Here is a 25,035-nt window from a genome sequence, read left to right as displayed (position 1 = left end):
CAATCGCTTTGTCTATACGCTCGTCTATCTCTTGTATGGGAGGCATAGACAAAGCAGATCCAAAACGAACGATTGAGGCGGTTAAAAAGACGACTGATATATTAGAGGCGCTGCATGAGATGGAGGGGGCAACATTGACTGAATTGGCTGAATCTCTTGACTACTCAAAGAGTTCCCTCCATTCATATCTTGTTACACTTGAGGAGCAAGAGTTTGTTACGACGAAAGGGTATCTCTATAGACCAAGCTATCGATTTATTACAATGGCAGAGTCTCTTCGACGCACCCACTATAACATATACAAGTATGGCCGTGAGTCAGCGAAGCAACTCGCTGAGGAAACGGGTGAATTTGTCCAAATCATGGTCGAAGAGCACGGTGTTGGTATTCACATTTTTGCTGTATCGGGGAAGAAAGGAATGTTTGCAGCTAAGTACCCCGTTGGACGACCATGCCCCCTAAACTGTAATGCCGCTGGGAAAGCGATATTAGCACATCTCCCTGAAGAGAAATTAGAACAAATCCTTTTTCAAAACGAACTCGAGATGATTACAGAAAATACTATCACGGATCCTGATGAACTGTTAGATGAACTAGAAACAATTCGGAAGACGGATGTTGCTTTCAGTACTGAGGAAGCTGTCTCTGGGATGCGTGGCGTTGCTTCCCCTGTTCTTGACTCTTCAGGTGAGATCATGGGTGCAATTAATATATCTGGATCTATAAGCCATTTTGATGATGAACGGTTTCAGGAGACTCTTCCAAAGAAAGTTGTTGAATTCTCAAATATTATAGAAGTTAATGCTATGAATGAAAGGGGGTACGATAATACTTAATATTAATTATCACCGCTATCCCAATAGACAAGTCTGTTTCTAATCTTGGTATCGCAGGCCATTTGCAACCAATATACAGACGTACTGCTGTAAATAACTGCGCCGAACATTTACATCTGTACTTGTGTAATCCGCTGGGTGAGTGTAGCTAATTGAAGGCCATACGCGTACAAACTATCGAGCATAATAGCTAACAATGCGTTTTCGATTTCAGTTTTACTGCCCTGTGAAGTATCGGCCGTAAACTCACGTTCACCTCTCGTAAAACGCCCTGGTTACGCAATACTATTATTACCTATATATGTGGGTTGGAAAATGCCGATTTAGACTGAAATTGGTGGTCTCTCTCTTGTTCTATCAATGTTCTTGTTCACATAGCGCGTATTTTCCTCTGGACACAAAACCGGGACACTGCAACGCGGTAAGAATGATTCTGAATTAAATGCACATATTATCTTGGAATTTCAGTAGGAAAAAACCCAGATAATTCACCTCTCGCGAACATGTCTGTGTGAGTTGTTCACAGCCCCCATCCAATAGTTCTATAACAAATCTCCTTGGATTGTAACTAATGATGAATCACTCTACAGCCAAAGTGTGTTATATGGATCCTATTCTCATTGAATACGCGCACTGGTTTCGATTGTATGTGTATACAAAGTTGGCTCCGTGAATTTTGAGGGAGGTTTTCCGCGCTTGAAGGTGCCATTCATGCAGGTCTGAACGACTCCTCAACCCTCTTAGATCTCTCGTGACTCCCCAAACTTGTTGTTTCACAGACAAAAATGTTAATTAGGGTTGGCACACTGCACCATGTAATGGCTACACAAAACGAGAAGGTCGCGAGCAGTAATCATGATAATACCTCGAAGGAGGATATCGCAATGGACGAGGTTGCTATTCAGCTCCGAAACATCCGGAAAACGTTCAACAACGGTGAGATCGTCGCCTGCGCGGATTTCAATCTGAATGTCGGTGATGACGAAGTTGTTGTTTTCCTTGGTCCCTCTGGTTGCGGGAAGACCACGACGCTCCGTATGATCGCCGGTCTCGAAGAACCAGATTCGGGCCTAATTTCCATCGAAGGTGAGGATGTCATCGGTCGTGCTCCTAAAGACCGGGACCTCGCGTTTGTGTTCCAAGAAATCGCCCTCTATCCGCATATGTCCGTCAGGAGAAACATGCGGTTCGGACTCGATATGACGTCTGATCTTTCGAAATCGGAAAAGAATGAGCGCGTCGAAGAAGCGGCGGAGTTGCTCGGCCTCGAAGGAATGCTCGATCGAAAACCGTCGGAACTCTCCGGTGGCCAACAACAGCGAGTGAGTCTTGGGCGTGCAATGGTGATAAAACCAGCCGCATTTTTGCTTGATGAACCCTTCTCCGCCCTCGACGCGAATCTGCGTGACTCTATGCGCGTCGAAGTGAAGAAGCTCCAACGGCGATTAAATACTGCGATGATTTTTGTCACGCACGATCAGGAAGAAGCGATGACCTTAGGTGACAAAATCGTCATCATGAACGAAGGATACATCGAGCAGGTTGGTTCTGCACACGATATTTACAACGATCCTGCAACCCAGTTCGTAGCAGAATTTATCGGCTCGCCGTCGACCAATTTGCTCGACGCCACGGTAGCGGTTGAAGGGGACACAGTCGAAGTAGACACTGGTCTCTTTCGTGTTCCTATTCCTGAAAGACGACTCAGTACTGCCGATCTCTCCGATGGCCAATCGGTATCACTCGGTGTTCGTCCTGAATACATAGAGTTGAACGGGGAGACACCGATGTTTACCGCCGAGATTTCAGTTATTGAGCCCCGTGGTGATACAGATGCGGTGTATCTACAGGCTGATGAGCGTGAAATCAGATCAACGACGACACAAGGTGAAATCCAGCAAAACGCCGAAGCAGTCTCTGTTAGCCTGCAACCGGAGAATATCTGGCTATTTGATTCAGACACGGGCGAACGGATACTGTGACTCGTGCTCGAAGAGGAGATAACAGAAATTTTTGAGACATCATCAGCACTGTTTCTCGGACGTCTAGATGTAATTGGTGGCGGCGACGGATCTAAACAGAGCAGCGCAGGAATCCGTGTTCGTGTGGGTACTGGCTTTAGTGTAAGTGCACCCGCTGAGAAACACGAAGTGCGGCACCCAAACATTTATGATGGCGTGATTCATCTACCCGAGTAGAATGGAAGACAATACCATGCGTAGATGCAATGCTCGAAGACGTAACTTTATGAAGGGGGTTGGCGGCGCCCTTGCTGGGGTTAGTTTAGCTGGGTGCCTCGGGGGAAATGGTGGAGACGGTGATATTGAGTACTGGGATACGTTCAATGTCCAGTCTAACGCAGCGCGTCAGATGGTTGATGATGCTGTTAGTCAATTCGAAGAAGAGACTGATTCAACAGTTGATGTGAACCTTTCAGGATTCGGCCAGATGGCTGGCGCTGAATGGATTACCAACTTTGAGCAGGGTGAGTATCCTGTGATCTTCACCGGTGACCAGATCGCTGCTGGCCTCATGGAGGAAGGCGGGTGGATCCTTCCCTTTGAGGAATGGAAAGGTGAGCTCAGTGAAGAAGTCCAGGCGGGCATCGAGTGGATGGAAGAAGAGGTTCAAACCGCTATCAAGTGGATGGGCGAACATCCGAATATGGATGAAGAAATAATGACGTTCCCGGTTGGTATGGTTCCACAGGAGCCGTTCCAGGCGCGAATCGATCATTTTGAGGAGGCAGGCCTTGACCCTGAAACGGATTTCCCGCCGGAAGACTACGACCACCTCGTCGAGGTCGCGACCGCGCTGACTGAGGACGGTCCCGGTGATTACGGGTTCCAGTTGATGGGACACGAATTCGATTGGTATACGTTCGCAGAGCCGTACACCAATGCACTTGGTGGGGATGTCGGTGAAGCCGGTTACTTCAGTGATGATTACCGAGAAGTCAACTTCGATACGGACACATGGCGACAGGCTATACAGGATATCCTGGATCTCTACCACGAACACGAAGTTTCTGGACCCCAGACGACGAGTGCTTCTGACAACGACGTACTCGATCAGTTCGTAGCTGGTCAGGTGAGCATGAGCGTTATGGAACCAACGGTAATCCCATCGCTACTCAATCGAGGTGCTGATCTCATGGAGAACGGCGATGTTCAATGGGGAGAATTCTGGACCGAACCATCCGGTATGAACAACGCGATGCTCACATATGGTATCGCGATCACGAGAGCACCGGAGGGGGCTGACGAAGAAGAGTGGGAACGTAAACAGGAACTCGCGATTCAGTTAGCAGAAATCTGGTTTAGTGAGATGATTCAGACGTCACTCGTCCAAAATGCGGGATTCCTCCCAGTCCGACGTGATCTCTGGGAAGCTACAGCAGAATCGATGCCCTACGGAGACACTTCCAACGTCGTCGAGGTTATGTCAAACATGGTTGAGACGTCTCGAGGCGTCCATACATCTCATCCAATGTATATCCAGGCTTCCTCGAGTATGGGAGAATACCTACAACGAGGTTTCCAGGGTGAACTCACCGCTGATGAGATTTGCGAAATGGGTGCCGAAGATGGCAACAAAGTACTCGACGAGTTCTGGTCCGCTCGAGAGTAAAATTTCACCAAACACCCCATAATAATGAAGCTAAATAATGTGAAAACGATCCGAGGAAACCAGTATATAGATACGTGGGTGGAGGCCATCCAGGAAAATAAACTGGCCTACCTCTTTCTGGTCCCCCTCCTATCGTTTATCATCTTTCTCGTCTGGGTGCCGTTTCTCCAGGGGATCTGGATGAGCTTGCACACGTGGCCGTTTGGAAGCGGCGAGGCGACGTTTGTCGGGTTGGATAACTACACGTATCTATTCACGTGGGATGGCTTCTATACCGGGTTGAAAGCGACCATCATCTATGGATTCGCAACGGTATTGCAGCTCGTTATCGCGCTTGTAGCTGCGCTTACGATTAACAAAGTCCGGTTCAAGAGCATCCTGTCCGGCATGTATCTTCTTCCGTATACGATGCCCCCGGTAGCGACTGGGACACTTTGGTTGTTCTTGCTCGACCCATCGCTCGGTCCGGTCTTCGGTTTCCTGACGAAACACGGGATATTAGACGAACCGATATATTGGAGTACGTCCGGGGATACGGCACTCGCCGCCATCACGCTCGTTGGTGCGTGGACGTTCTGGCCGTTCATGTTCATTATCCTCTACGCTACACTCGTGAGTATCCCTGACGAGTACTACGAATCTGCCAAAGTATACGGTGCGAGCCGAATACAGACGTTCCGTTATGTGACGCTTCCTCAGATGAAGACGGCAATCTTCGTGGTGTTCACGCTTCGGATCGTCTGGAACCTCACGAAAATATCTCAACCGCTGCAGATGACGCATGGAGGTCCTGGCAATGATACGTCAATTCTATCGCTGCTTCTCTATAGGTTTGCGTTTGTCCGCGGTAATCTCGGAATGGCGTTCGCAGTCGGCCTCATTTTCCTACTGCTCGTATTCGGATTTATCATCTTGTTTATCCGGTCTTACGAGAAGCAGGAGGGTAATCAAATATGATCGATCTAAACGCTAGCTCTCAACGATCGCTGAGTGACCGACTGGTTGTCTTTGCCAGCTACGGGATCGCCCTTCTAATCGCGCTCATCTGCGTTCTCCCGTTTGTGTATGCACTATCGGTGGCACTCCGTCCACCCCAGGAACTGTTTGCAGATTCCTTGTACCTCATCCCGAAGGAACCCACGTTCGAGGCAGTTACAACTGCGTTCGATCGTCTTCAAGAATCACTGGTGAACAGTATAATCATCTCAACTGGGACGATGATACTCTCCCTTATCATTGTCATCCCGAGCGCCTATGTGTTTGGGCGGCTTGATTTCAAAGGGAAGAGGACAGTATTCTACGCGGTACTGTTGATTATCATGTTCCCGTTCATTCTGCTAATCATCCCCATCTCGGAAACCTGGCACCGTCTTGGATTGTGGAATACGATTCCAGGCCTGTGGATCTCCTACCAGATCTTCGTCGCACCGTTTGCCATCTGGATCCTTCGTGATTATTTCGCGAAACTCCCGATGAATCTCGAGGAATCCGCCCAAATCTACGGCTGTTCGCCGTTTACAGCCTTTGTTCGGGTTATTCTTCCACTGGCTGCTCCAGCAATCGTTGCTGTTGCCTTCCTGGCGTTTCTCACTGCATGGAACGATTTCCTGATGTCCTCGATGTTGACGACGGGGACAGGGCCGCGACCTGCAGTCGTCGATCTCTATCTGACGATCCATGGCACTGATGCTTCGACCTCGTGGGCGCTAATTCTCTCGGAAACGCTTATCGTTGGCACTCCACCGACCGTGCTCTATCTGCTCTCTCGCAAGTCCCTCTCGAAGTCGTTCGAGATGTCTGACTAGTATTCTTCCTTCCCGTTTACCATCTCTTCGCTGCACCATCTCGTAATGCAATTCGCTAACTTACGCCACACTTATGTCCCTCGGCTTATATTGTCCGATATGGCAATGAACTTCAGGGTGATTTGGCACCACACGAAAATAGTGACGTCGACAATCGGGTATATCGCATTAGCGGCGTATATGCTGGCACTCAGTATACTGACCTTCCAGTACGGGGGCGGTTTCGACGACACACAGGCAATAGTCGCGATCGTTACCCTATTTCTGATGGCCGCCCTTATCCTCAAAGTTGGCTTTGGCAACCCGGTTAATTGGTTTCGTTCCACGTAACGGTTAGGGCGCTCTTTCGGGTGGGAGACGATTATACAATGATCCTCGCAGAATCACAGGCCTCCTGCAAAACTCGCGAAACGGCACTCAATCCCATTCGAATGTTGTCTGGGGACCGATACGGCATCCACCTTCAACCGACCGTACGCAGATCGTTACGTCCGTTCGTGAGCCACATCCATCGTTTACGAACTCGTCCCATGAATCACCTACAGTGACCACTCCTTCATGAGCTCGACGCAGATAGCGTTGAAATCCGTCATCTCTAATTCGATCGTAAATATACTCGTCATCAGGATTGATTGTCAGCCAAACGGTACCCGCTTCAAGTGCTTTGACTTCCTCGTCGGATCGTGATTGTTCAGTCATCGTCTGGGTTTGATGGCAGGGTACCAACCCGGTCGGCTGCTTGCTCTGTCAGCTCTGTACGGTCGACCTTTTCAGTACCAGTGAGTGGGTAGTCCTCGACGAAGAAAACCCGGCGGGGGTGGGCGTAGGCCGGTCCGTTCTCGAGCGTGAATTGCTTAAGAATCTCTTCGCTGGTGTCTCGATTAGGAATAACAAATGCCACCGGTACTTCGCCTTTCACACGGTGTGAGACGGGAACGACGACCGCGTCGAACACTGCATCATGCTCTTCGAGCCGTTGCTCTACGGATGCCGGGTACACGTTCTCTCCGCCAACTATGAGCATATCGTCCAATCGGCCGACGATGTAGTGATAGCGATCGTCATCGCGATAGACTAGATCACCCGTACGGAGGAACCGTTTGCCGTCGCGCTCTTCGAACCGTTCTGCTTCCAGATCCGGACGTTCGTAGTAGTGTGCCACGCCAGGGCTGGCTACGATCAATTCCCCTGGTTCACCGTCCGGTAACTCCTCGCCTGTCTCTGGATCGATAATTCTCGTATCGACTTCAGGTAGCGGAATCCCTGCGCTCCCCCGTTTTTTCACGCCCCATCGCGGCGTCATCGTTATCATAGGTCCACCTTCAGTTAAACCGTATCCCTCGGTAAGCGGCGCACCGAACTCCGCTTTAAACTTCTCGTAGAGCCAGTCGGGGACCGCGTCACTCCCGGTACTACCAGCCTCAACCGAGGAGACGTCGTGGGACGTGAGTGCAGCGTTATCTTCGACGAGATACTGGTAGATCGCTGGTACTCCTGTGAGATAGGTGACGTCGTGTGTGTCGATAGCTTCGATAGCCGCTGATGCGTTAAATTCGTCCATTATCACAACAGTTCCGCCACCGAGAAGCGTCGTTTTCGTGTTTAGCATCGCATTCTTATGATAGAGCGGTGCAGCGACGAGTGTCACATCGTGCTCATCCATGTGGTTTACCTGTTTGAACCGCTTGGTATTCCAGTATGCGCCACCGTGTGAGAGTACGATACCTTTCGGATTGCCGGTTGATCCACTCGAGTACGGCTGAATCGCCGGGTCATTGAACGCAACATCTACCGGATCCAACGTTGCTGATGCGTTGGACGTGTATGCTTCAAAATCAACAACGCGTATGTCATCTGTTTCGTCATAATTTCCATACGTCGCTAGAACGCTTGATCCATCGTCTTCGCGGATTGCGTCCGCGGCTACGGAACGAATATGTGCTTTTTCGCTTGCTACTATAATCTGTGCACCGCTGTCGGAGATGACGTGTCGAACGGTTTTAGATGCCGCTTTGACGTTGACCGGAACTGGGACGAATCCAGCTCGTATCGCGCCGAAGTATGTTGCAACCAGTTCCAGCTCGTTCTCGAAACAGAGTGCAACCCGTTCGGTGTGCTCGACTCCGAGATCGCGGAGTGCGTTTCCGGCGCGGGAGATAGCGGCTGCGAGTTCCTCGTACGTGACGGTCGTTTCGTCGTTATAGAGGATGAGTGCTGGTTCGTCCGGAGCCACGGCAACACGGTCATCGTGCAGCGTCCCGAGGTTTTGTGCCCATGCCGACTTGTCGTGCATTATTACTCAATTTGCTCCGATCGGTAAAAACACCCCGGATCCGGCGGGTTTCGGGGTGTCGGTGGCGTCTGGAAGCGGTCACACATAGGAACGCAACTCGAGCAGGCTCTGTGGGATGGAAACACATAACAGTCACCAACGCAAACCAGAGTACCCGTAGATGAGTACACATAGTCCGCGTCGCAGCGACCGATACTTCGAGGACGTAGAATTGGGCGAGGAAAGGACTGTCACGGATGCTCGGACGATTACAGAAGCCGATATAGTGAACTACGCCGGCGTTAGCGGGGACTTCGGCGACATTCACGTAAGTGAGGAAGCCGCCAAGAACACGGCGTTCGGTCGGCGAATCGCACCTGGAAACATGGTTCACGCCATCGCGGAGACTATCGGAATCGATTGGGCAGTAGAGGCCTTCAGCTACGGTCACGATACGATCCGGTTCGTGAATCCCGTATTTATCGGCGATACGATCACTGTCCACACTGAAGTTACCGACGTCGTCGAGTATAACGAAGAGTTTGGCCGGATCGTGAATACGTATACGGTAACGAATCAACGCGATGAAACCGTCCTCGTCGACGATCACATCCTACTGGTCAAACGGCGGACGGCGAACGAGTGAAAAATAGTATCTATTCGCGCTTGAGTGGGGTTACTGCCCCGCCCAATTGGGATCGCGTTTTTCCTCGAACGCCTGTACACCCTCCTCGTGATCTTCAGTGGCCGTAAGCCAGTTCCCCGCGCGACGCTCGTAGTACCGACCGACGCGAAGGTTTGTCTCCTGAGAGATGTTGACCGAGTCTTTGATGGCGCGTACAGCGAGCGGTGGTTGTTCGGCGATGCGCCCCGCAAAGTCGAAGACTTCTGATTCGAGATCCGCTCTCGAATGCACGTAATCCACGATGCCGTCTTCGAGCGCGTCATCGGCGTCGATATGTTCTGCCGTCATTGCGAGTTCCTTCGTTCGGCTTGGCCCTACGATTTCCGGCAGGCGTTGGGTGCCACCATCGCCAGGCATAATACCTAGCTGAATCTCGGGGAATCCGAACTCGCTTTCCTCGCTCGCGACGCGAAAATCACAGGACAGTGCGAGCTCGAGGCCGCCGCCGAGGCAGTACCCATCGATCTTAGCAATAATCGGCGCAGGAAATTGCTCTACGTGCGTGAACATCGGATTGAAATTGAATACGCCTGGTTTCACATCGTGGAACTCATCGACATCCGACCCGACACAGAACGCGTCCTCACCAGCGCCCTCCAGAATGACGATACGGGTCTTGACTCCATTGTCCTCCTCGTAGAGCCCTTCTTCATCTAGATGCTCGAATCTCTGGAGTCCTGCGATGATCTCGTCGCAACACTGCTTTGAGAGTGCGTTTAGTTTGTCGGGTCGGTCGAGAACAATTCGGCCGATGCCTGTTTGCTCATCAAAACTCCAATCGATCGTCTCGAAGGTCTTGGATGACACATTGTGAGATGGGGTAACAACTGACTTAAGTCTTGGTTCGTAATACGTTATCTATCCCCAAACATTCTTATCGATCGCTCGTGATCGTTCTACCGATCGATGCGTAATTCACCCACCCTCGCAGCGCGGCTCAATCGCGGGGATACGACCGTCGGTGTGCTCTCAACTATTATTCACCCGAACCTCATCGAGGTGTACGGAAGTCTCGACATAGACTTCGTATGGGTGGATCTCGAGCACGGTGGTCCCAATCCGTACGATGCTGAGCGAGTCGAAAACCTCGCACGGGCCGCGGATGTTTCCGATATCGAACTCATACTTCGTCTCCCGACGACCGAACCAGCGCTTATCCGGAAAGTGCTCGATACGGGCGTTCGGAACGTATTATTGCCTCGGGTCGAGACGAGAGCGGAGGTCCAACGGAGTGTCGAGGCGGCGCACTTCACCTACAACGATGACGTCGGCGACCGTGGGCTAGCTGGTGTGCGTGCGAACAGCTGGGGAAAAGAGATGGACAATTATATCGGTCGCTCGGACCGCGAGGTACAGGTTGGCGTAATGATCGAAAATAAACGCGCACTTTCCAATTTAGACGGGATCCTTACCGTTGATGATCTCGCGTTCGCATTTATCGGCCCGTGGGATCTCTCACATTCGCTCGGCCATCCGCTCGAGGAGAGTCACGACTCCGTCCAAGATGCCATCGAAGAAGTCGAAGATGCGTGTGCTACCGCCGACGTTCCGACGATGGGCTTTGTTAACGGAAACGAAGATGCCGTAGAGAAAGCCGGTTCGGGCTATCAGTTACTGGTCGTCGGATCCGATGTTGATGCGCTTCGCTCCGGTATCAGTAAGCGAGCAGCAGATGCCGTTCACGGAGTAAAAGGAAGCGAGTGATCGACTAAAGGAAATAACTCGCTGCGAGCAGGAAGAATCCTTGTCCGTGGAGCGCGACACCGAGCGGGGCTTCGGGTCCACCGGGTACGACTGCGACGCGTCGCACGCCGCCCTGACTGTTGACGAGTCCCTTGCAGACGTTCATTGCACGTTGTGATGGTTCTCCGAAGGTATCCTTGTCGAGGACTCCCTGTTCGATTCCTTCCTCGAACGTATACACGAACATCAGTGTCCCTGATGCCTCGAGTGGCGAGGTCTCGTCGTCGATCGTGTTGTGCCAGAAGCCGCTATCGTCCTGGTACTCGAGGACGGTCTCGCAGACGTTTTGGAGGATCTCGACCAGATCATCGTATCCATCGTGATCTTCGGGGACATACGGGAGCGTGGCGACGATTGCCGTAGTAAGCCACGCTACACCCCGTGACCAGAACGTACCCTGTGCGAACGAGTTCGGACTCTCGCGCCATCCCTGTCGATATAATCCGCTAAACGGGTCATGACAGCGATCGGCGTGAACCTTGATCTGAAAAACGGCTTCGTCAATGGCGTCGGGCTCATCCGCGAGCTGACCGTATCGCGCCATGAACGGAGCGAAGTGATACAGGGAGTCGAGCAGCAGTTCTTTTTCTCCCCGAGAGATCGGGATGCCACCATCCTCCGTAGTCTCGATAGACCGGAGCTGTTCGTACTGCTTACGCGCGGCATCGAGGTAGTACTCTTCCCCCGTTCGGTCGTAGTATTCGAGGACCCCGTGGCCCGGGACGACCGGGTCCGCATACGATTTGTATTCGTTCTTGTCGCCGGCCCAATCCGGCTCCCAGCCATACGGCGTGAGGCCGAGGCTGCCATACGTGAGCTGTCCGTCAGTAGTCTGCGTTTCAATGGATCGGTCAACGAGGTAGCGCGTCTCTTCCTCGTGGAGATCAACGGCGTGAAGGCCGTTGATAGCGCATCCTTTTTCCCAGTCATGCTGTTCCATGTTGAATACTTGGTCGTCGAGCGCATACGCTGCGACACGCTCGACGAGCTCTGATAGCTCGCTATTCATTCTCAAACACGCGTTCTAGTAAACCCACGAACCCAGTATAAACGTATCGGAAGAGGGTACCCAACACGAGTCTTTAAGCTACCGAAGACGAAATCGTGTCTATATGATCGGTTCAGCAGACCACTACGGTGTTGTCGTGACTGATATGGATACGTCGTTAGCGTTCTACCGGGATACGCTCGGTATGGAATTACTCGACCGCTTCGAACAGGAAAGTGAGGCGTTTGGCCGAGCAGTGGGTGTCGCGGATACGAAGGTCGAACTCGCGTTCCTCGATGCGAACGGCTGTGTGGTCGAACTCATTGACTACTGCCAACCCGAAGGCGAAAACGCGAACGATGGTGTCGATAACAACGACGTCGGCGCTGCGCATTTTTGCCTCGCCGTCGACGATGCCGATGTGACGTACGAGAGACTGAGAGGGGATGTGCCTTTCCAGAGTTCACCACAGGAGCTTGAAAACGGGGTAAAACTCGCGTTCATGGAGGATCCGGATGGAAACGTCGTCGAATTATTGGAAGAATGACTAGACACCGCTAGCAAAGATTTATCAAGTGGGACTCGAATCTACGAACGCTACGTGCGACAGTTACTGCCACGACTGGGAGCACGCTGTCGTTTCGACAAATCCCAGACAACCAGTGAAACCATGGAACCAGTAAACTTCGACGACGCAGAAACGTACGAACCGGAAACAGGGTGGCGGCGAGTCTCTCTCGCAGGTAGCGATCAGTTCACCTTTGAGTGGTTCGAGAAGCCACCGGGGCATTCCTCTCCGATGCACGACCACGAAAACGAGCAGGTTTGCATCGTTCTGCAGGGCGAAATGGTCGTTCATACCGAGGATGACAGCATCACGCTCGGTGAATACGATTCAGTCTGGCTCGAGAGCGACGAACCCCACCGTGTCGAAAACGCAAGCGACGAGCGCGCCGTCGGTCTCGACGTTTTCTCACCGGGCCGCGGCTTCGATTTCTGGACGGACCGAGAAGAGTAGCTCTACCGCTTCGTGCGGTTGAATCATCATCCGCTGACGATACTATCGTGCGCATACTGTACCAATGACAGACACAACGTCCACAGCAACCCCTGCCGGTATGGATTTCTCGGAATCTTCGGAACTGGAACTCGTAAAGAGTCAGATCGATCGTTTCATCGAGCGCGAGGTTCAACCGTTGGAGGAGGAATACGACCAGTTCCTCGGCGATAGGGGGGTCGAGAACCGACTGGATGAGAACGGCTATCTCGTTGACGAGTACCTCGCTGTTCGAGATCAAATTCGGAAGCGGTCCGCGGGTGCTGGTTTTCTGACGATGCACATGCCCGAATCCGTGGGCGGTGGGGGAATGCCCCTCCTCGAGTACCTCATCATTCTTGAACACGTGAATAATCGACATCCAGATGGCTTCCACGAGATGCTACTGGAGACGCTTTTGACACCGGCGCTGCTCCCGATGCATGCGGACGACAACCTTCGCGAACAGTACTTCGAACCGATGATGAACGCTGAAACGACCGTTACTATCGGAATGTCCGAGCCCGGGCATGGAAGCGACATTACCCATCTCGACACTACTGCTGAGAAGAATGGGAGTGAATGGGCCATAGACGGTACGAAATGTTGGATAACGAACTCGACGTTTGCCGATGCCATCATTGTCTTCGCTCGAACTGACGGAGATGATGGCGATGCCCGTGGTATCTCTGCTTTCGTCGTTACCAATGAGAATCTTGGATGGACGCGTGGGAAAGCACAACGCCCGATGGGAGACGAAGACGCCGGCCGCATCGCATTCAATCACTTCGAGGACTGTCGCGTTCCGGAGGAACAGATGGTCGGTACGCGCGGCCGCGGGCTCGTAGATATTGCGATGGGATCAGTTGGGTACTTCAGGCTCAGTATCCCAGCCCGTGCTGTCGGACGTTCCCACTGGATGTTCAACGAATGCGTCGACTACGCTGAGAGCCGTGAGACGTTCGGAAAACCGATCGGCGAACGTCAGTTCGTGAAGGGAATGCTCGCAGAGATGCGAACGGATATTGAGCAGGTCCGGTGGCTGTATCGTCACGCCGCATGGAAATTTGATCGAGATGAGGGAGACCGATGGGAGCAAAGTGCCGCCAAACTTCGTGGAGCACAACTCTGGAACAACGTCGCGGATAACGCGGTCCAGATCCACGGTGGTGCGGGGTATGTTCGCTCGCTCCCGTTCGAGGGAGAGTACCGAAACGCCCGGGTAACACGCATTTACGATGGAACCGACGAAATACAAAAACTCACTATCGCTGATGCGTTTTTGGACCTGTGACTGATTCTATCGCTAACTCTTCATCGCTATGGTTTGCGGTGTAGAAGCTCAAAAAACCCGTTTTGGACGCTGTCATGGAGCGTTCACTGTCGGCATGCGAGGCTGGCCGTTTGAAAAGTCACAAACACATTCCTCTATTCAGTCGTTTCATCCGCGATCCCGTCGTCTACTCCTAAAAGAGGCGTCTGAAAGCCATCTCGTCAGTATGTTCGACAAGCATCTAGACATGTAGATGACATGACCCATGGTCCCTGAAAACATTTATCTAACCCCCCGAGAACGTTGTAAGTGAACCGATGACAGCAACGCTATCGGACATAGTTAGTCGTGTCGCCGAGAATACAGTCGATTGGGACATGGAGATGGGAATCGACTGGGAGAAAGCCTGCCTGATCGATGGACTCCTTGCAACCGGGGAACAACCCGAACGAACCCAGGAGATCGTCGATCGCTGTATAGCGACCCAGACCAGTGATGGACAATTTTCCTACGGCTCGCTTGATCCGCTCCACCTCGACTGGGCGGCGGAGTGGACCATCGGCGAATATCAGTCCGTTCCCGACCCGGCCGCGATCGGTCACGGGGTTCTCGAGTACTACGATCGAACGGGAGAGGAATACTATCTCGACGCCGCACGAAAGCAAATCGAATACCTCCGAGATGTCGAGCGTTCCAATGAGGGTGGCATTCCCCAGCAACGCGGTGAGATCTCGCTCGCCGTTGACGGCCTATGGATGGTCTGTCCGTTTCTCGCTCGGTACGGGGTTCTCGCAGATGACCCCGTGGCAGTCGATGACGCGATCCAACAGTTCGAAGTACAACGCAAACACCTGCAAGATCCCCACACGGGCTTATTCCGACACACGTGGATGGAACAACCAAACTCATACGTTCAGAGTTGCTTCTGGTCGCGTGGGATCGGATGGGCCACCTGTGCGCTAGTAGACACCATTGAGCACGTTCCTGATGATCACGAAGGACATGCGCTCATGGAAGAAATACTTCGAGAAACGTGTTCGACAATGGTCGGCCTCCAAGATGACACAGGATTTTGGCACAATATCGTGGATGATCCAGAGGAACCTCTCGAGACGTCGGGAACGCTTATGGCAGCGTACACGTTCAAACGAGGGCTCGAACTTGGAGTCCTTGAGGACGAGAAATACGAAAAATCTGCTGAACGAGCAATGGAAGTCTGTAAGGGCGTCGTAGACGACGACGGAGACGTTCGTCGCGTCGCGGTCGTTCCCGGTGGACCTGAGGCACCCATTGGTGTTACACTCCACGGCCAGGGATTGTTCCTGATGGCGGCGAGTTGCTTCCAATAATCAGTTATCCGAGTGCGATAAGAGCGACGCCAACTGCGGCACTGCCAGCGGCTACGAGCCGCAGCGCAAGGCGATCCTCCCCAAGAATGATTCCACCGAGTACGACGGCAACAATCGCCTGTAAACTGATGATAGGGGAGGCGACGCTTGCAGGGACGGATGAGAACGCGAGTGCAGTCAACCACTCGCCGACACCGACGAACGCACCGGCGACCGCGAACTTGCGAAGATCGGCCCATACACTGGACGTCCAGTTTCGCCACACAATAGGACTCAGAACCAGTGGTACGCCTGCGAGTTTGACCAGCGTCCAAACCTCCGGAGTGATTCCCCCATCTTGAAGCAGCGCTCGCTGACTTACGTCTACAATCCCGAGTAGGAGTGCGCTCGCTAATGCGAGGCGCGCAGGACGAGCGGATATGGCGGTGCGGAACGGTTCGTGGAGACCACCGCCCTGGTAATTTGCTATGTAGACGGCACCCGTCGCGATGATAATTCCCATAACTTGCACAGGCTTGAGAAATTGACCGAGTACAATGACCTCAAGTGGCAGAACGAATGCTGGTGAGAGCTTGCTGAGCGGTGCCACGTACGAAACGTCGCCAACTGCAAGGGCGTGATACAGCATAAGCAGCCCCAGTGAGAATACGCTTACCACGACGAATGCCGCAACCCAATCGCTCGGCGGTAACGACACGATCCCGTCGACCACTGTTCGGTTCGCGGTAAGTCCAACGGCGGCTAAAAACCACGCCACTGAAAAGACGTTAGTCACTGCGAGGACGAGTGCGGGCGGATATTCACTGAAATGGTACTTCAGATAAAAGAGGAACGCGCCCCAAATAACTGCTCCTGTTCCTGCATAGGCTACCCCATAGCTCGATGGAATTTCCACCATTAGTTAAACAATTAAAACGTAGTTTCTTACCTGTTCTGCTATTGGACCCTCGATTGTCATCTATTGTTAAGAATTGGACAAATAATTGAGGGCAAATAATATAGGAGGGCGCTCTAATCGTACTAGTGCATGCCAAGCAAGCAACGCAACTTCATTGGCGGAGCGTGGGTCAAATCCACGTCCGGTGAAACGTTCGAGAACAGAAACCCGGCAGATATCAGCGATGTTATTGGGCACTATCAACAGTCGACAGCTGAGGATACAGAAGCAGCTATCGATGCCGCTAACGAGGCTTCGAATGAATGGGCGGGAACTCCAGGACCAGAGCGTGGACGCATCCTGCGCAAGGCGAGTGAAATACTCGCCGAACGGAAAGAGCAATTAACGGAGACGCTTTCTCGCGAGGTCGGGAAGACGATGTCCGAATCGTCAGGCGAGGTCCAGCGCGCCATCGATATTTACGCGTACTACGCGGCGAAGGCAAGTGATTTCGGTGGCTCTGTAAAGGCGTCTTCAAACCAAAGTACGCACCTTTACTCTGAGAATGAACCACTGGGAGTTGCAGGTCTCATTACACCTTGGAACTTCCCCATTGCGATCGCATCGTGGAAAATGGCGCCGGCCCTTGCGGCGGGGAACACCGTCGTGCTCAAACCCGCATCGCTCGCTCCGGAGATCGTCCTCGAACTCGTCGAAGCGCTCGAGGAGGCGGGCATCCCCGATGGTGTCGTGAATTTCGTGACTGGTCCCGGTCGAGCTGTCGGGTCCACCATTGCCGCTAGCCCGTCTGTGGATGCCGTTTCGTTCACCGGAAGCCATTCGGTCGGCGAAAAGGTCCGCGAACAAGCAGCCAAGGACGGAAAGCGCGTTCAGCTTGAACTAGGCGGGAAGAACCCGACCATTGTGATGCCGACAGCGGATATCGACAGTGCAGTGGATATCGTGGCTGACGGTTGCTTCGGAGTGACCGGCGAGGCATGTACGGCAACGTCGAAAGCACTCGTCCACGAGGACATTTACGAGGAGTTTGTGGACGAGATGACCGCTCACGTCGACGGTATCGAAATCGGTCCTGGCCTCGAAGACTACGATATGGGTCCACACGTCAGTGAGTCAGAACTCGAGTCAACACTAGACTATATCGAGGTCGGAAAACGAGAGGGTGCTACGCTTGAAACCGGTGGGAGCCAACTTACCGGTGGCGTCTACGAAAACGGCCACTTCGTCGAGCCAACCGTCTTCTCCGACGTTACGAACGATATGCGTATCGCTCAAGAGGAGATATTTGGTCCGGTGCTCGGTATCATCCCCGTCTCTAGCTTCGAAGACGCGCTTGCGCAGGCGAATGATGTTCGATATGGGCTCGCGGCGGGGCTCGTAAGTCAAAACCTCTCTGAGGCCCACGAGTTCGCAACGCGTGCTGAAGCCGGTATCATCAAGGTCAACGAGAAGACGACCGGTCTCGAACTCCACGTTCCGTTCGGCGGATTTAAAGATTCCTCGAGCGAAACTTACCGCGAGCAGGGTGATGCCGGACTGGATTTCTACTCGATCAGCCGGACAGTCTATATAAACTACCAACAGTGAATGAAAACTATCCGCGGCTAACGATACGTATCTGAAGTCGGGGCCGGCCACCATTAGCAGGAAGAGACAACCACCTGTCTGTTCCAGACCGACTTTCCGGCCACTCCCTCGAGATTTATCCCCGAAACGTTCGTTCTGAAGTGGTTTTCTCCTGACAGTGCTATTTTTTACCATAGGGAACAGATAACATGTATGCCTACACTCGTCCCGATCGACGACTCGGAGTCGGCGCTGGAATCAGTTCGGTACGCCGCAGAAAGATTCGGCGATCAAGATATTACGTTGGTAACGATCTCTTCGATGAACGTAGGGAGCTATACAGAGGGCAGCGGCTACGCGTGCGATCAGATTTTGGAAAGACAGAACGAAACCATGGAAATGATATTTGCGAACGCAATCGAATTACTATCCTCTTCGGACTGCAACGTTGAAACGAAAGTAATCACTGGAAGGCCCGTTCGGGAGATAATTGCATTGGCGGAGAGTACGGATACGGACCATATCGTGGTGAGCGAGAATTTCAAATCCAGCCTCTTGGAGATTCTCTTTAGAAGTATCGCTGAACAACTCGTCCGTCAGGCTCCAGTGCCGGTAACGGTTGTTCACTAGCCACGTCCGGGCGTTCATCTTTATCCGAGCGTTGCTGGAACAGGTGATGACAGGTTTCTCACAGGAAGACGACGTCGATACATTTAAGATACTGTTGGATAGAAGATGATCAATATGGACCTGCAAATCGAAGGCAATAGTGCACTGATTACAGCATCCAGCAGCGGACTCGGAAAGGCTGCAGCAACTCGCCTCGCAGAAGAAGGGGTAAACGTTGTCCTCAATGGACGCGACGAAGACCGCCTCGAAGCTGCGGTCGAAGAAGTAAGAGAGACAGCTACCGGCGAAGTAATTGGCCATACAGCCGACCTTACCGACGCGGACGATATCACGTCACTCGTAAATCGCACTGTCGAGGAATTTGGTAGTATCGATCACCTTGTCACGAATGCCGGCGGCCCCCCAAGCGGGCCGTTCCTTGAAACGACTGACGACGAGTGGTACGATGCGTTCGAACTTCTCGTAATGAGTGTCGTCCGCCTCGTTCGAGAATCCGTTGATCACCTGGCGGCTGGTGGCGGTGGAACTGTCGTTATGATCACGTCGCGCAGTGTCAAAGAAGCCATTCCGTCGCTGGTGTTATCGAATGCCGTTCGGATGGGCGTCATCGGTCTCGAAAAAACGCTCTCAAAAGAACTCGCACCCGATATTCGGGCCAACGCGGTCCTGCCAGCTCCGCACGAAACGGATCGGACAGCAGCGCTCGTCCGTCAAGGGGTCGAACGTGGTGAGTACGAGTCTTACGAACAGGGGCTAGAGGAGCGCGGTCAAAACATTCCGGTCGGTCGGATCGGCGATCCGATGGAACTCGGTGACGCCGTCGCATACCTCTCTTCGGAGCGCTCAAGTTTCATAAACGGTGTATCTCTCCCGGTTGACGGGGGCCTCGGGTCATCGAACTTGTGACCACCCAATAGTTAGTTCGTGTGGCGACCGGTGTGTTTTCGCAGCCGTTGTACCGTCTCGATATTTTCCACTGTCTTTCCCCTCGAGATCTGCCTAGGTTTATGCTGGTCCGTTCAAATTGGTATCTATGGAGGTCATACATACTGCGTTCAGAGTAACGGATCTCGATCGGTCGAAAGAATTTTACATCGATGGCCTGGGATTCGATGAAAAGTGGGGATTCGTAGAAGACGGAGTCGAACACGTCTACGTCGGTCCGAAAACAGGATCTGACATCCATATTTTTGAGGACCCATCGAACGATGCGCCTGTAGAAGCCAGCAGTGGCAACAACATTCACGCTGACCATTCGGTTTGTCTACTCGTAGATGAGGACCTTCAGGAACGGTTTGAGACCCTCGTTGCGCGCACCAACTGTCACGTTATTCTCGAACCGAAAACCATCGACCTCGGTACGCACCGGAATACTATCACCTTCGTTGCGGACCCCGATGGCCACGCCATCGAACTCATCGAACGTCTTGAGGGACCTCCACCCGAATAACAGCCGCTGTGATCTGTCCCGTTAATGGCGGTTGTGCCGAGGTGAGACGCTTTTTTCACTACTGATCGTGTCTGTACGGTACTAGTCCAATTATCGGTGGAATTAAGCCATCGGTCAACTAGTTCCCTGATGTATGACAACACCACTCGATGATGTGACTATCGCAGATTTTAGCCAAATGCAACAAGGTGGCTGGGCGACCCAAAAGCTCGGAGACATGGGTGCGGACGTCATCAAAATTGAGCCGGCCGGTGGCGAGCTCGTTCGAACCGCCCCGATAGAGGGCGCTCTCCTCGAGGACACCAGTCCATATTTCCTGGCAATGAATCGAAATAAGCGTTCTATTACACTTGATCTCAAGTCTGATGAAGGGCGACAGATCGCTGAGGGCATTATCGACGAAGCAGATGCGCTGGTGGAGAACTTCCGCCCGGGCGTCATGGAGAAGTTCGGTCTTGGTTATGAAGATGTAAAAGAGATAAACAATAGTATCGTCTATGTATCTGCCTCCGGATTCGGATCTGACGGTCCGTATGCAGATCGTCCTGGTCAGGACATCCTCGCACAAGCAATGAGCGGACTCGTACAGAATACTGGCCGGAAGCAAGACCCTCCAACACCTGCTGGTTCGTTTATCTGTGATGCACACTCTGCAAACACAATCGCACTTCACACCGTAGTTGCGCTGTATCACCAGCAACTCACAGGCGAAGGACAAAAAATAGAGACGAACCTCCTTAACGCTGGTATCGATTTCCAGACACAGGAGATTACGAGCGCTATAAACATGGATGCTAAGGCAGAGCGTAGTGAATCGGGCATCGGTCACGTGTACTCCGGTGCGCCGTATGGAGTCTACGAGACGGAAGACGGCTATGTTGCACTTTCCTTCGCGAATCTGCCGAGTATTGCCACTGAACTCGGTATTGAACCGCTCTGTGATTATGCAGATAGTCGTGAAGTGTACGTGAATCGTGATGAGATCAAACATCAACTTGAAGATGAAACGCAAGAGATACCGACGGAAGATTTGATGGATCGTTTGCTTAATGCAGGCGCTTGGGTTGCAGAAGTTAACGACTATACGGAGGCCGCAAATCATCCTCAAGTTAGGCACAATGATATGATCATCGAACTCGAATACCCTGGGATTGGAACGTTCGAAACGACTGGTGTTCCAGTTTCGATGTCGAACGCATCTCTTGAATTCACAGATCCCCCAACACCTGGTGAACAGACCGATGAAATCCTAGATGAGCTTGGCTATGATGAAGATGAAATCCAGACTCTCGAGGAGAATGGAATTACCGCGAAAGAAGGTAGTGCCAGATCACAATAACGATGACCGAAAAAATAACTAAAGAGGACGAGGCGCTTATCGAAAGTGCGCGAGATGTTATCCGAGATGCGTACGTCCACGGGACACACTACGTCGGCTCAGCGGTGCGAACGACCGATGGGACTGTCCACACAGGCGTCCATGTCGAAGCGAATGTCGGCCGTGCGTCTGTCTGTGCGGAACCCGTTGTTCTCGGGACAACCGTTGCGAACGGCAATTCTTCGGATGAAATCGAGACTATCGTGTCTGTACGACATCCCGGGCCCGCGGAAGATGAGAACGAAATCAAGGTAGTTTCGCCCTGCGGCGTTTGCCGAGAACTCATTACAGATCTCGGTGCGCACATTCAGGTAATCTACCCTGGCGAGAAGGATGAGCTACACAAGGACGATGCTATCAATCTGCTTCCAAACAAGTATATTAAAAGTTACCGTGATGTTCACTTAGAAGAATGATGATTTGAACGACTGAGGGCCTGTGTTTAGTTAGTCGCATCACGTTAGACAATAACCGGAATAGAGCCACGATTTAGTAGTGAGATTACTGTGGCTGAAATAGTTCGATGGCAAAGAAGCCTATTTACGTATACTTACTCTTTCAATCTATATCGAACGAAACGCGCCCAACGATGAACACGGATTCTCCAGGAAAGCAGAATTCCCACTCTGGATCCTCAAGATGCCCCTGAACCATGTTCTGATCTTGTTCATTTAGAAACTCGAGGCACTGTCTAATTAGGCCAGTTTGCGGAACGAGCAGGTCGTAGAGTCAGTGTGGAATGTTGCTCCCAGACCTTCTCAGCGTGTACACCGCCTTAATAGGAAGGATACTAAGGAAGTATACTGGGTTTTCATACAGTGATGAACGTAATGTTTCAATTACATCTATAGTTACATTTCCAGTATGGGATTGTCCGCCAGTTAGTAAGAAAATTATAGATAGGGGGCGACTTCTCGAGCGAATAGTTCTGCGGATCTCTTATTAGGATAATCGATGAAATCAAGCACGAATTCATCGATACCGAGTTGAGTGTACGGCTTAAATTTTTCAAGAATCTCACTAGGAGTTCCAACTATAACTGAATCATCAATATTTCCATTTTTCTTCATTTCTTCGAGTTTTTCCCGTGACTCTCCGATGAGACAGCGGCAGAACCAGGATTTTTTTATGTCCTCGAACGATCGATCATATGTGTCGCAGTGTTTTGAAAGAATCTTCATTTTACTATCTATAGTTTCTAGATCACCATAGTAGTTCCAAATATCTGCATGCTTAGCTGCTATACGGAGTGTGAACTCTTCACCTCCGCCGCCGATCATGACCGGAGGATGCGGATTTTGTATCGGATGTGGCTTACAAACTGCGCCATCTAAATTATAGAATTCACCATCAAAATCAACAGAATCTTCTGTCCAGAGTTTTTTTAATACGATTATGCTCTCTTCCATTTTATAAAGTCGCTCTGGGGCATCTGGCCAATTGTATCCATAAGCATTTGCTTCAGCTTCATACCATCCTGCTCCAATTCCCAATTTAAGCCTCCCACCGCTTATATTGTCGATACTAGACGCTGTCTTTGCAAGAAGCGGACCGTGACGTAGGTTATTATTGATTGTATTGAGATATATGTCTATTTCATCGGTAAGCTGTGCAAATGCGGCAGAAAGAGAGATGCATTCAAGTGAATGCTCATCACCAATCATTAAATGATCAGGAATTGCAATCCCATCAAATCCTTGCGATTCAATTTTAGTTGCGAAATTACACTGGTCAGCCCATTTGACTTCCGAATATCCAGATAGAGCAGGATTAGTATCGGTTGAGATGTTAACAGCTATTTCCACACTCATACCCTATCAAACAACTCCGAGTGTAAATAGTATCCCATGATACTATTTCGCATAGTACACTAATGCACAGATCGCGTTCTCCAAACAAATGTTCAAAAACCATCTATGCACAAAATCTTTCGATTTTCGATCTTGTATGACGTTTTGGCGAATATATTCGTATTGGATCGGCTGAGAAGCAGGTCACCGTAGGCGTTGCACAGCTGGTGTTTGACGAACAATGTTTGAAATGGTGTTGTGAAACCCAAAAAATTAGATATTCCCTTGAATGGCAGTGTTTAGTTTAGCACTTCTGCTGGTGTCTATCTGTTAAGTGATTGGTGTAGTCGTTGTATTTGTAATAATGTGTGGCTTGTTCAAGGCTATTGCAGGCATTCGCCTGACTTCCTACTCACTGGTTATGAAGTGGTCAACCCACATGTTATGGGTATGAAACCACTTTTTGAGCAGGTTTCTTCCGACGTAGTCGAACTGATCGCACAATCACAACCAAGAGAATTCAGCCAGATATCCGTAGTCGTCGACGAGAAACACCGTGTCGTCAAGATCGCGTTTCTCGGTCAATCGGTGCAGGAACACAGCGGCTGGATCGGTGTCTCGCCGTTCGGACACTGCGACATCTAGGCTGAGCCGTGAATCTATATTCATTGCATCATATACCCAAGACCAATTGCTGTCTATCTCGTCGACTATTTTACTAATATCGACTCGAGACGGCTTCGCCGTCCTCAGAACGGTTCGAATTCTGGTGGAGCGCACGAGAGTTTCGCCCTCTCGTGATGACGAGGATCTTCGATTCTCGAACCATTTGATCCCCGGGGCGATTCACTGGCCGCTGGTGACCTGAGCGCGACAAGCGTGAGCTATATATAAACGGACCGGACTCTTCCCTATAGGTGGGTCGCCAATTCTACGTGTTGAGTTCACTACTGTGCCGACGGGCGTGATGGCGAAGATCCATCAAGAGATGGACGACGTCCGGAGTATCGAGCTCGACAACGCGTTCTACGTCGAGGACGGAACGTGGATTGAGTCCCTGACCGTCGCGTCAAACACCGGGTTCGACCCCGAAACGCTCCTTGAAGGTATCTCCGGCGCATCGGTGTTCTATAGCAGCGAGATTCCGACCGCATCGGACGATCTCGAGATTCGCCGACTGACTATTTTGGCAACGGAGTCGTACCCGTTTATTCTGAGTCTGGTCCTCCGTCAGGAGGCGATTCCGAACCGCATCGTTCTCCAGAACGACGTCTTCGAAATCGTGACGACGACGCGCGACTGGGACCAGTTTCGATCGATGGCCGACGAGGTCCAAGAGACCCTCGGCGAGTTCGAACTCCTGTCGGTGACCCAAAACGAGAATCCCGGCGAACCGCTCGACAGCGGACGATTAACGGAGGTTCTCGTCTCGAAACTCACCGACGAACAGTTGGCGGTCCTCGAGACGGCGTACAATCACGGCTACTTCGATATCCCTCGAGAGGCATCAGCGACGGATCTCGCCGACGAACTCGACATCGCTCAGTCGACGGTGAGCGAACGTCTTCGGACCGCCGAGCGAACATTGCTCGCACTCATTTACGGGCCGCGAGAGTGATCGCGATTCGAGTTCGTCCCGAGTGTGGACGTTCACACCATCCCTCACTTAAAGAACGATAGCTATCGGCGCCGATAGGGAGTAAATC

At 51.7% G+C, this 25,035-nt stretch carries 24 protein-coding genes and 1 pseudogene; 19 read left to right on the top strand and 6 right to left on the bottom strand.

Annotated elements, in window-relative coordinates:
* The first annotated feature begins 35 nt into the window (after window positions 1–35).
* The 6 genes from DWB23_RS15385 to DWB23_RS15360 all read left to right on the top strand — a co-directional run bounded on the left by DWB23_RS15385 (window position 36) and on the right by DWB23_RS15360 (window position 6,601).
* Window positions 36–836, top strand: coding sequence for an IclR family transcriptional regulator (locus tag DWB23_RS15385; protein ID WP_121743656.1), 801 nt, complete (start codon window positions 36–38; stop codon window positions 834–836).
* Window positions 837–1,654: 818 nt separating this feature from the next.
* Complete coding sequence (locus DWB23_RS15380; RefSeq protein WP_121743702.1) at window positions 1,655–2,818, top strand: ABC transporter ATP-binding protein; 1,164 nt, start codon at window positions 1,655–1,657, stop codon at window positions 2,816–2,818.
* Window positions 2,819–3,035: 217 nt separating this feature from the next.
* Complete coding sequence (locus tag DWB23_RS15375) at window positions 3,036–4,466, top strand: ABC transporter substrate-binding protein (RefSeq protein WP_121743655.1); 1,431 nt, start codon at window positions 3,036–3,038, stop codon at window positions 4,464–4,466.
* Between the two features lie 24 nt (window positions 4,467–4,490).
* Window positions 4,491–5,423 (top strand): carbohydrate ABC transporter permease, encoded by a 933-nt coding sequence (locus tag DWB23_RS15370; RefSeq protein WP_121743654.1) that lies wholly within the window; start codon window positions 4,491–4,493, stop codon window positions 5,421–5,423.
* Window positions 5,420–6,271 (top strand): carbohydrate ABC transporter permease, encoded by an 852-nt coding sequence (locus tag DWB23_RS15365; protein ID WP_121743653.1) that lies wholly within the window; start codon window positions 5,420–5,422, stop codon window positions 6,269–6,271. Before DWB23_RS15370 ends, DWB23_RS15365 begins: the two co-directional genes overlap by 4 nt.
* Window positions 6,272–6,370: 99 nt before the next feature.
* Window positions 6,371–6,601, top strand: a complete 231-nt coding sequence (locus DWB23_RS15360) for a hypothetical protein (RefSeq protein ID WP_121743652.1) — start codon at window positions 6,371–6,373, stop codon at window positions 6,599–6,601.
* A 361-nt stretch (window positions 6,602–6,962) separates the two neighbouring features.
* Here the strand turns inward: DWB23_RS15360 and DWB23_RS15355 are convergent, their stop codons facing one another.
* Window positions 6,963–8,564 carry a class I adenylate-forming enzyme family protein gene (locus DWB23_RS15355; RefSeq protein ID WP_121743651.1) on the bottom strand — a complete coding sequence of 534 codons (1,602 nt, stop codon included), beginning with the start codon at window positions 8,562–8,564 and terminating at the stop codon, window positions 6,963–6,965.
* 160 nt (window positions 8,565–8,724) lie between these two features.
* Here DWB23_RS15355 and DWB23_RS15350 point away from each other — a divergent pair, with 160 nt between their 5' ends.
* Window positions 8,725–9,189, top strand: coding sequence for a MaoC family dehydratase (locus DWB23_RS15350; protein ID WP_121743650.1), 465 nt, complete (start codon window positions 8,725–8,727; stop codon window positions 9,187–9,189).
* A gap of 30 nt (window positions 9,190–9,219) precedes the next feature.
* On the opposite strand, the gene DWB23_RS15345 is transcribed toward DWB23_RS15350, so the two are convergent.
* The gene (locus DWB23_RS15345) at window positions 9,220–10,035 is read right to left on the bottom strand and encodes an enoyl-CoA hydratase/isomerase family protein (RefSeq protein WP_238709565.1); all 816 of its coding nucleotides are present in this window, start codon (window positions 10,033–10,035) and stop codon (window positions 9,220–9,222) included.
* Window positions 10,036–10,134: 99 nt separating this feature from the next.
* Here DWB23_RS15345 and DWB23_RS15340 point away from each other — a divergent pair, with 99 nt between their 5' ends.
* Window positions 10,135–10,932, top strand: coding sequence for an HpcH/HpaI aldolase family protein (locus tag DWB23_RS15340; RefSeq protein ID WP_121743649.1), 798 nt, complete (start codon window positions 10,135–10,137; stop codon window positions 10,930–10,932).
* Window positions 10,933–10,936: 4 nt separating this feature from the next.
* Here the strand turns inward: DWB23_RS15340 and DWB23_RS15335 are convergent, their stop codons facing one another.
* Window positions 10,937–11,911 (bottom strand): glycoside hydrolase family 88 protein, encoded by a 975-nt coding sequence (locus DWB23_RS15335; protein WP_238717469.1) that lies wholly within the window; start codon window positions 11,909–11,911, stop codon window positions 10,937–10,939.
* A gap of 172 nt (window positions 11,912–12,083) precedes the next feature.
* Between DWB23_RS15335 and DWB23_RS15330 the strand changes: the two genes are divergently transcribed.
* From DWB23_RS15330 to DWB23_RS15315, 4 genes are all read left to right on the top strand, one after another.
* Window positions 12,084–12,506 carry a VOC family protein gene (locus DWB23_RS15330; RefSeq protein ID WP_121743647.1) on the top strand — a complete coding sequence of 141 codons (423 nt, stop codon included), beginning with the start codon at window positions 12,084–12,086 and terminating at the stop codon, window positions 12,504–12,506.
* Between the two features lie 123 nt (window positions 12,507–12,629).
* A complete protein-coding gene (locus DWB23_RS15325) occupies window positions 12,630–12,977 on the top strand; it encodes a cupin domain-containing protein (RefSeq protein ID WP_121743646.1) in 348 nt (115 codons plus the stop codon).
* A gap of 64 nt (window positions 12,978–13,041) precedes the next feature.
* Window positions 13,042–14,289, top strand: a complete 1,248-nt coding sequence (locus DWB23_RS15320; RefSeq protein WP_121743645.1) for an acyl-CoA dehydrogenase family protein — start codon at window positions 13,042–13,044, stop codon at window positions 14,287–14,289.
* A 296-nt stretch (window positions 14,290–14,585) separates the two neighbouring features.
* A complete protein-coding gene (locus tag DWB23_RS15315; protein WP_121743644.1) occupies window positions 14,586–15,617 on the top strand; it encodes a glycoside hydrolase family 88 protein in 1,032 nt (343 codons plus the stop codon).
* A 4-nt stretch (window positions 15,618–15,621) separates the two neighbouring features.
* Here the strand turns inward: DWB23_RS15315 and DWB23_RS15310 are convergent, their stop codons facing one another.
* On the bottom strand, window positions 15,622–16,515 hold the full coding sequence (locus DWB23_RS15310; RefSeq protein WP_121743643.1) for an EamA family transporter: 894 nt from the start codon (window positions 16,513–16,515) through the stop codon (window positions 15,622–15,624).
* Window positions 16,516–16,644: 129 nt separating this feature from the next.
* Here DWB23_RS15310 and xacF point away from each other — a divergent pair, with 129 nt between their 5' ends.
* The 6 genes from xacF (at window position 16,645) to DWB23_RS15280 (ending at window position 21,955) form a co-directional block, all read left to right on the top strand.
* A complete protein-coding gene (gene xacF / locus DWB23_RS15305; RefSeq protein WP_121743642.1) occupies window positions 16,645–18,102 on the top strand; it encodes a 2,5-dioxovalerate dehydrogenase in 1,458 nt (485 codons plus the stop codon).
* Window positions 18,103–18,294: 192 nt separating this feature from the next.
* Window positions 18,295–18,711: a universal stress protein gene (locus DWB23_RS15300; RefSeq protein WP_121743641.1), complete on the top strand. Its 417-nt coding sequence runs from the start codon at window positions 18,295–18,297 to the stop codon at window positions 18,709–18,711.
* A 114-nt stretch (window positions 18,712–18,825) separates the two neighbouring features.
* Window positions 18,826–19,617, top strand: coding sequence for an SDR family oxidoreductase (locus tag DWB23_RS15295; RefSeq protein WP_121743700.1), 792 nt, complete (start codon window positions 18,826–18,828; stop codon window positions 19,615–19,617).
* A gap of 127 nt (window positions 19,618–19,744) precedes the next feature.
* Window positions 19,745–20,161 (top strand): VOC family protein, encoded by a 417-nt coding sequence (locus tag DWB23_RS15290; protein WP_121743640.1) that lies wholly within the window; start codon window positions 19,745–19,747, stop codon window positions 20,159–20,161.
* 133 nt (window positions 20,162–20,294) lie between these two features.
* On the top strand, window positions 20,295–21,500 hold the full coding sequence (locus DWB23_RS15285; RefSeq protein ID WP_121743639.1) for a CaiB/BaiF CoA transferase family protein: 1,206 nt from the start codon (window positions 20,295–20,297) through the stop codon (window positions 21,498–21,500).
* A gap of 2 nt (window positions 21,501–21,502) precedes the next feature.
* Window positions 21,503–21,955: a cytidine deaminase gene (locus tag DWB23_RS15280; protein ID WP_121743638.1), complete on the top strand. Its 453-nt coding sequence runs from the start codon at window positions 21,503–21,505 to the stop codon at window positions 21,953–21,955.
* Window positions 21,956–22,432: 477 nt separating this feature from the next.
* Here DWB23_RS15280 and DWB23_RS15270 read toward each other — a convergent pair whose 3' ends face one another.
* Together DWB23_RS15270 and DWB23_RS24050 are read right to left on the bottom strand one after the other, a co-directional pair.
* Window positions 22,433–23,350, bottom strand: a complete 918-nt coding sequence (locus DWB23_RS15270; protein ID WP_121743636.1) for an LLM class flavin-dependent oxidoreductase — start codon at window positions 23,348–23,350, stop codon at window positions 22,433–22,435.
* Window positions 23,351–23,652: 302 nt separating this feature from the next.
* A pseudogene (locus DWB23_RS24050) lies at window positions 23,653–24,076 on the bottom strand (IS6 family transposase); the annotation flags it as partial.
* 220 nt (window positions 24,077–24,296) lie between these two features.
* Between DWB23_RS24050 and DWB23_RS15260 the strand changes: the two are divergent.
* Entirely contained in the window at window positions 24,297–24,947 is a 651-nt protein-coding gene (locus tag DWB23_RS15260) for a helix-turn-helix domain-containing protein (protein WP_121743634.1), read from the top strand.
* Window positions 24,948–25,035 lie beyond the last annotated feature (88 nt).

This window comes from Natronorubrum halophilum (genome assembly GCF_003670115.1).
Classification (GTDB): domain Archaea; phylum Halobacteriota; class Halobacteria; order Halobacteriales; family Natrialbaceae; genus Natronorubrum; species Natronorubrum halophilum.
Note: the sequence above shows the minus strand (reverse complement) of the source record. Positions and strands in the feature narration are given on the sequence as shown.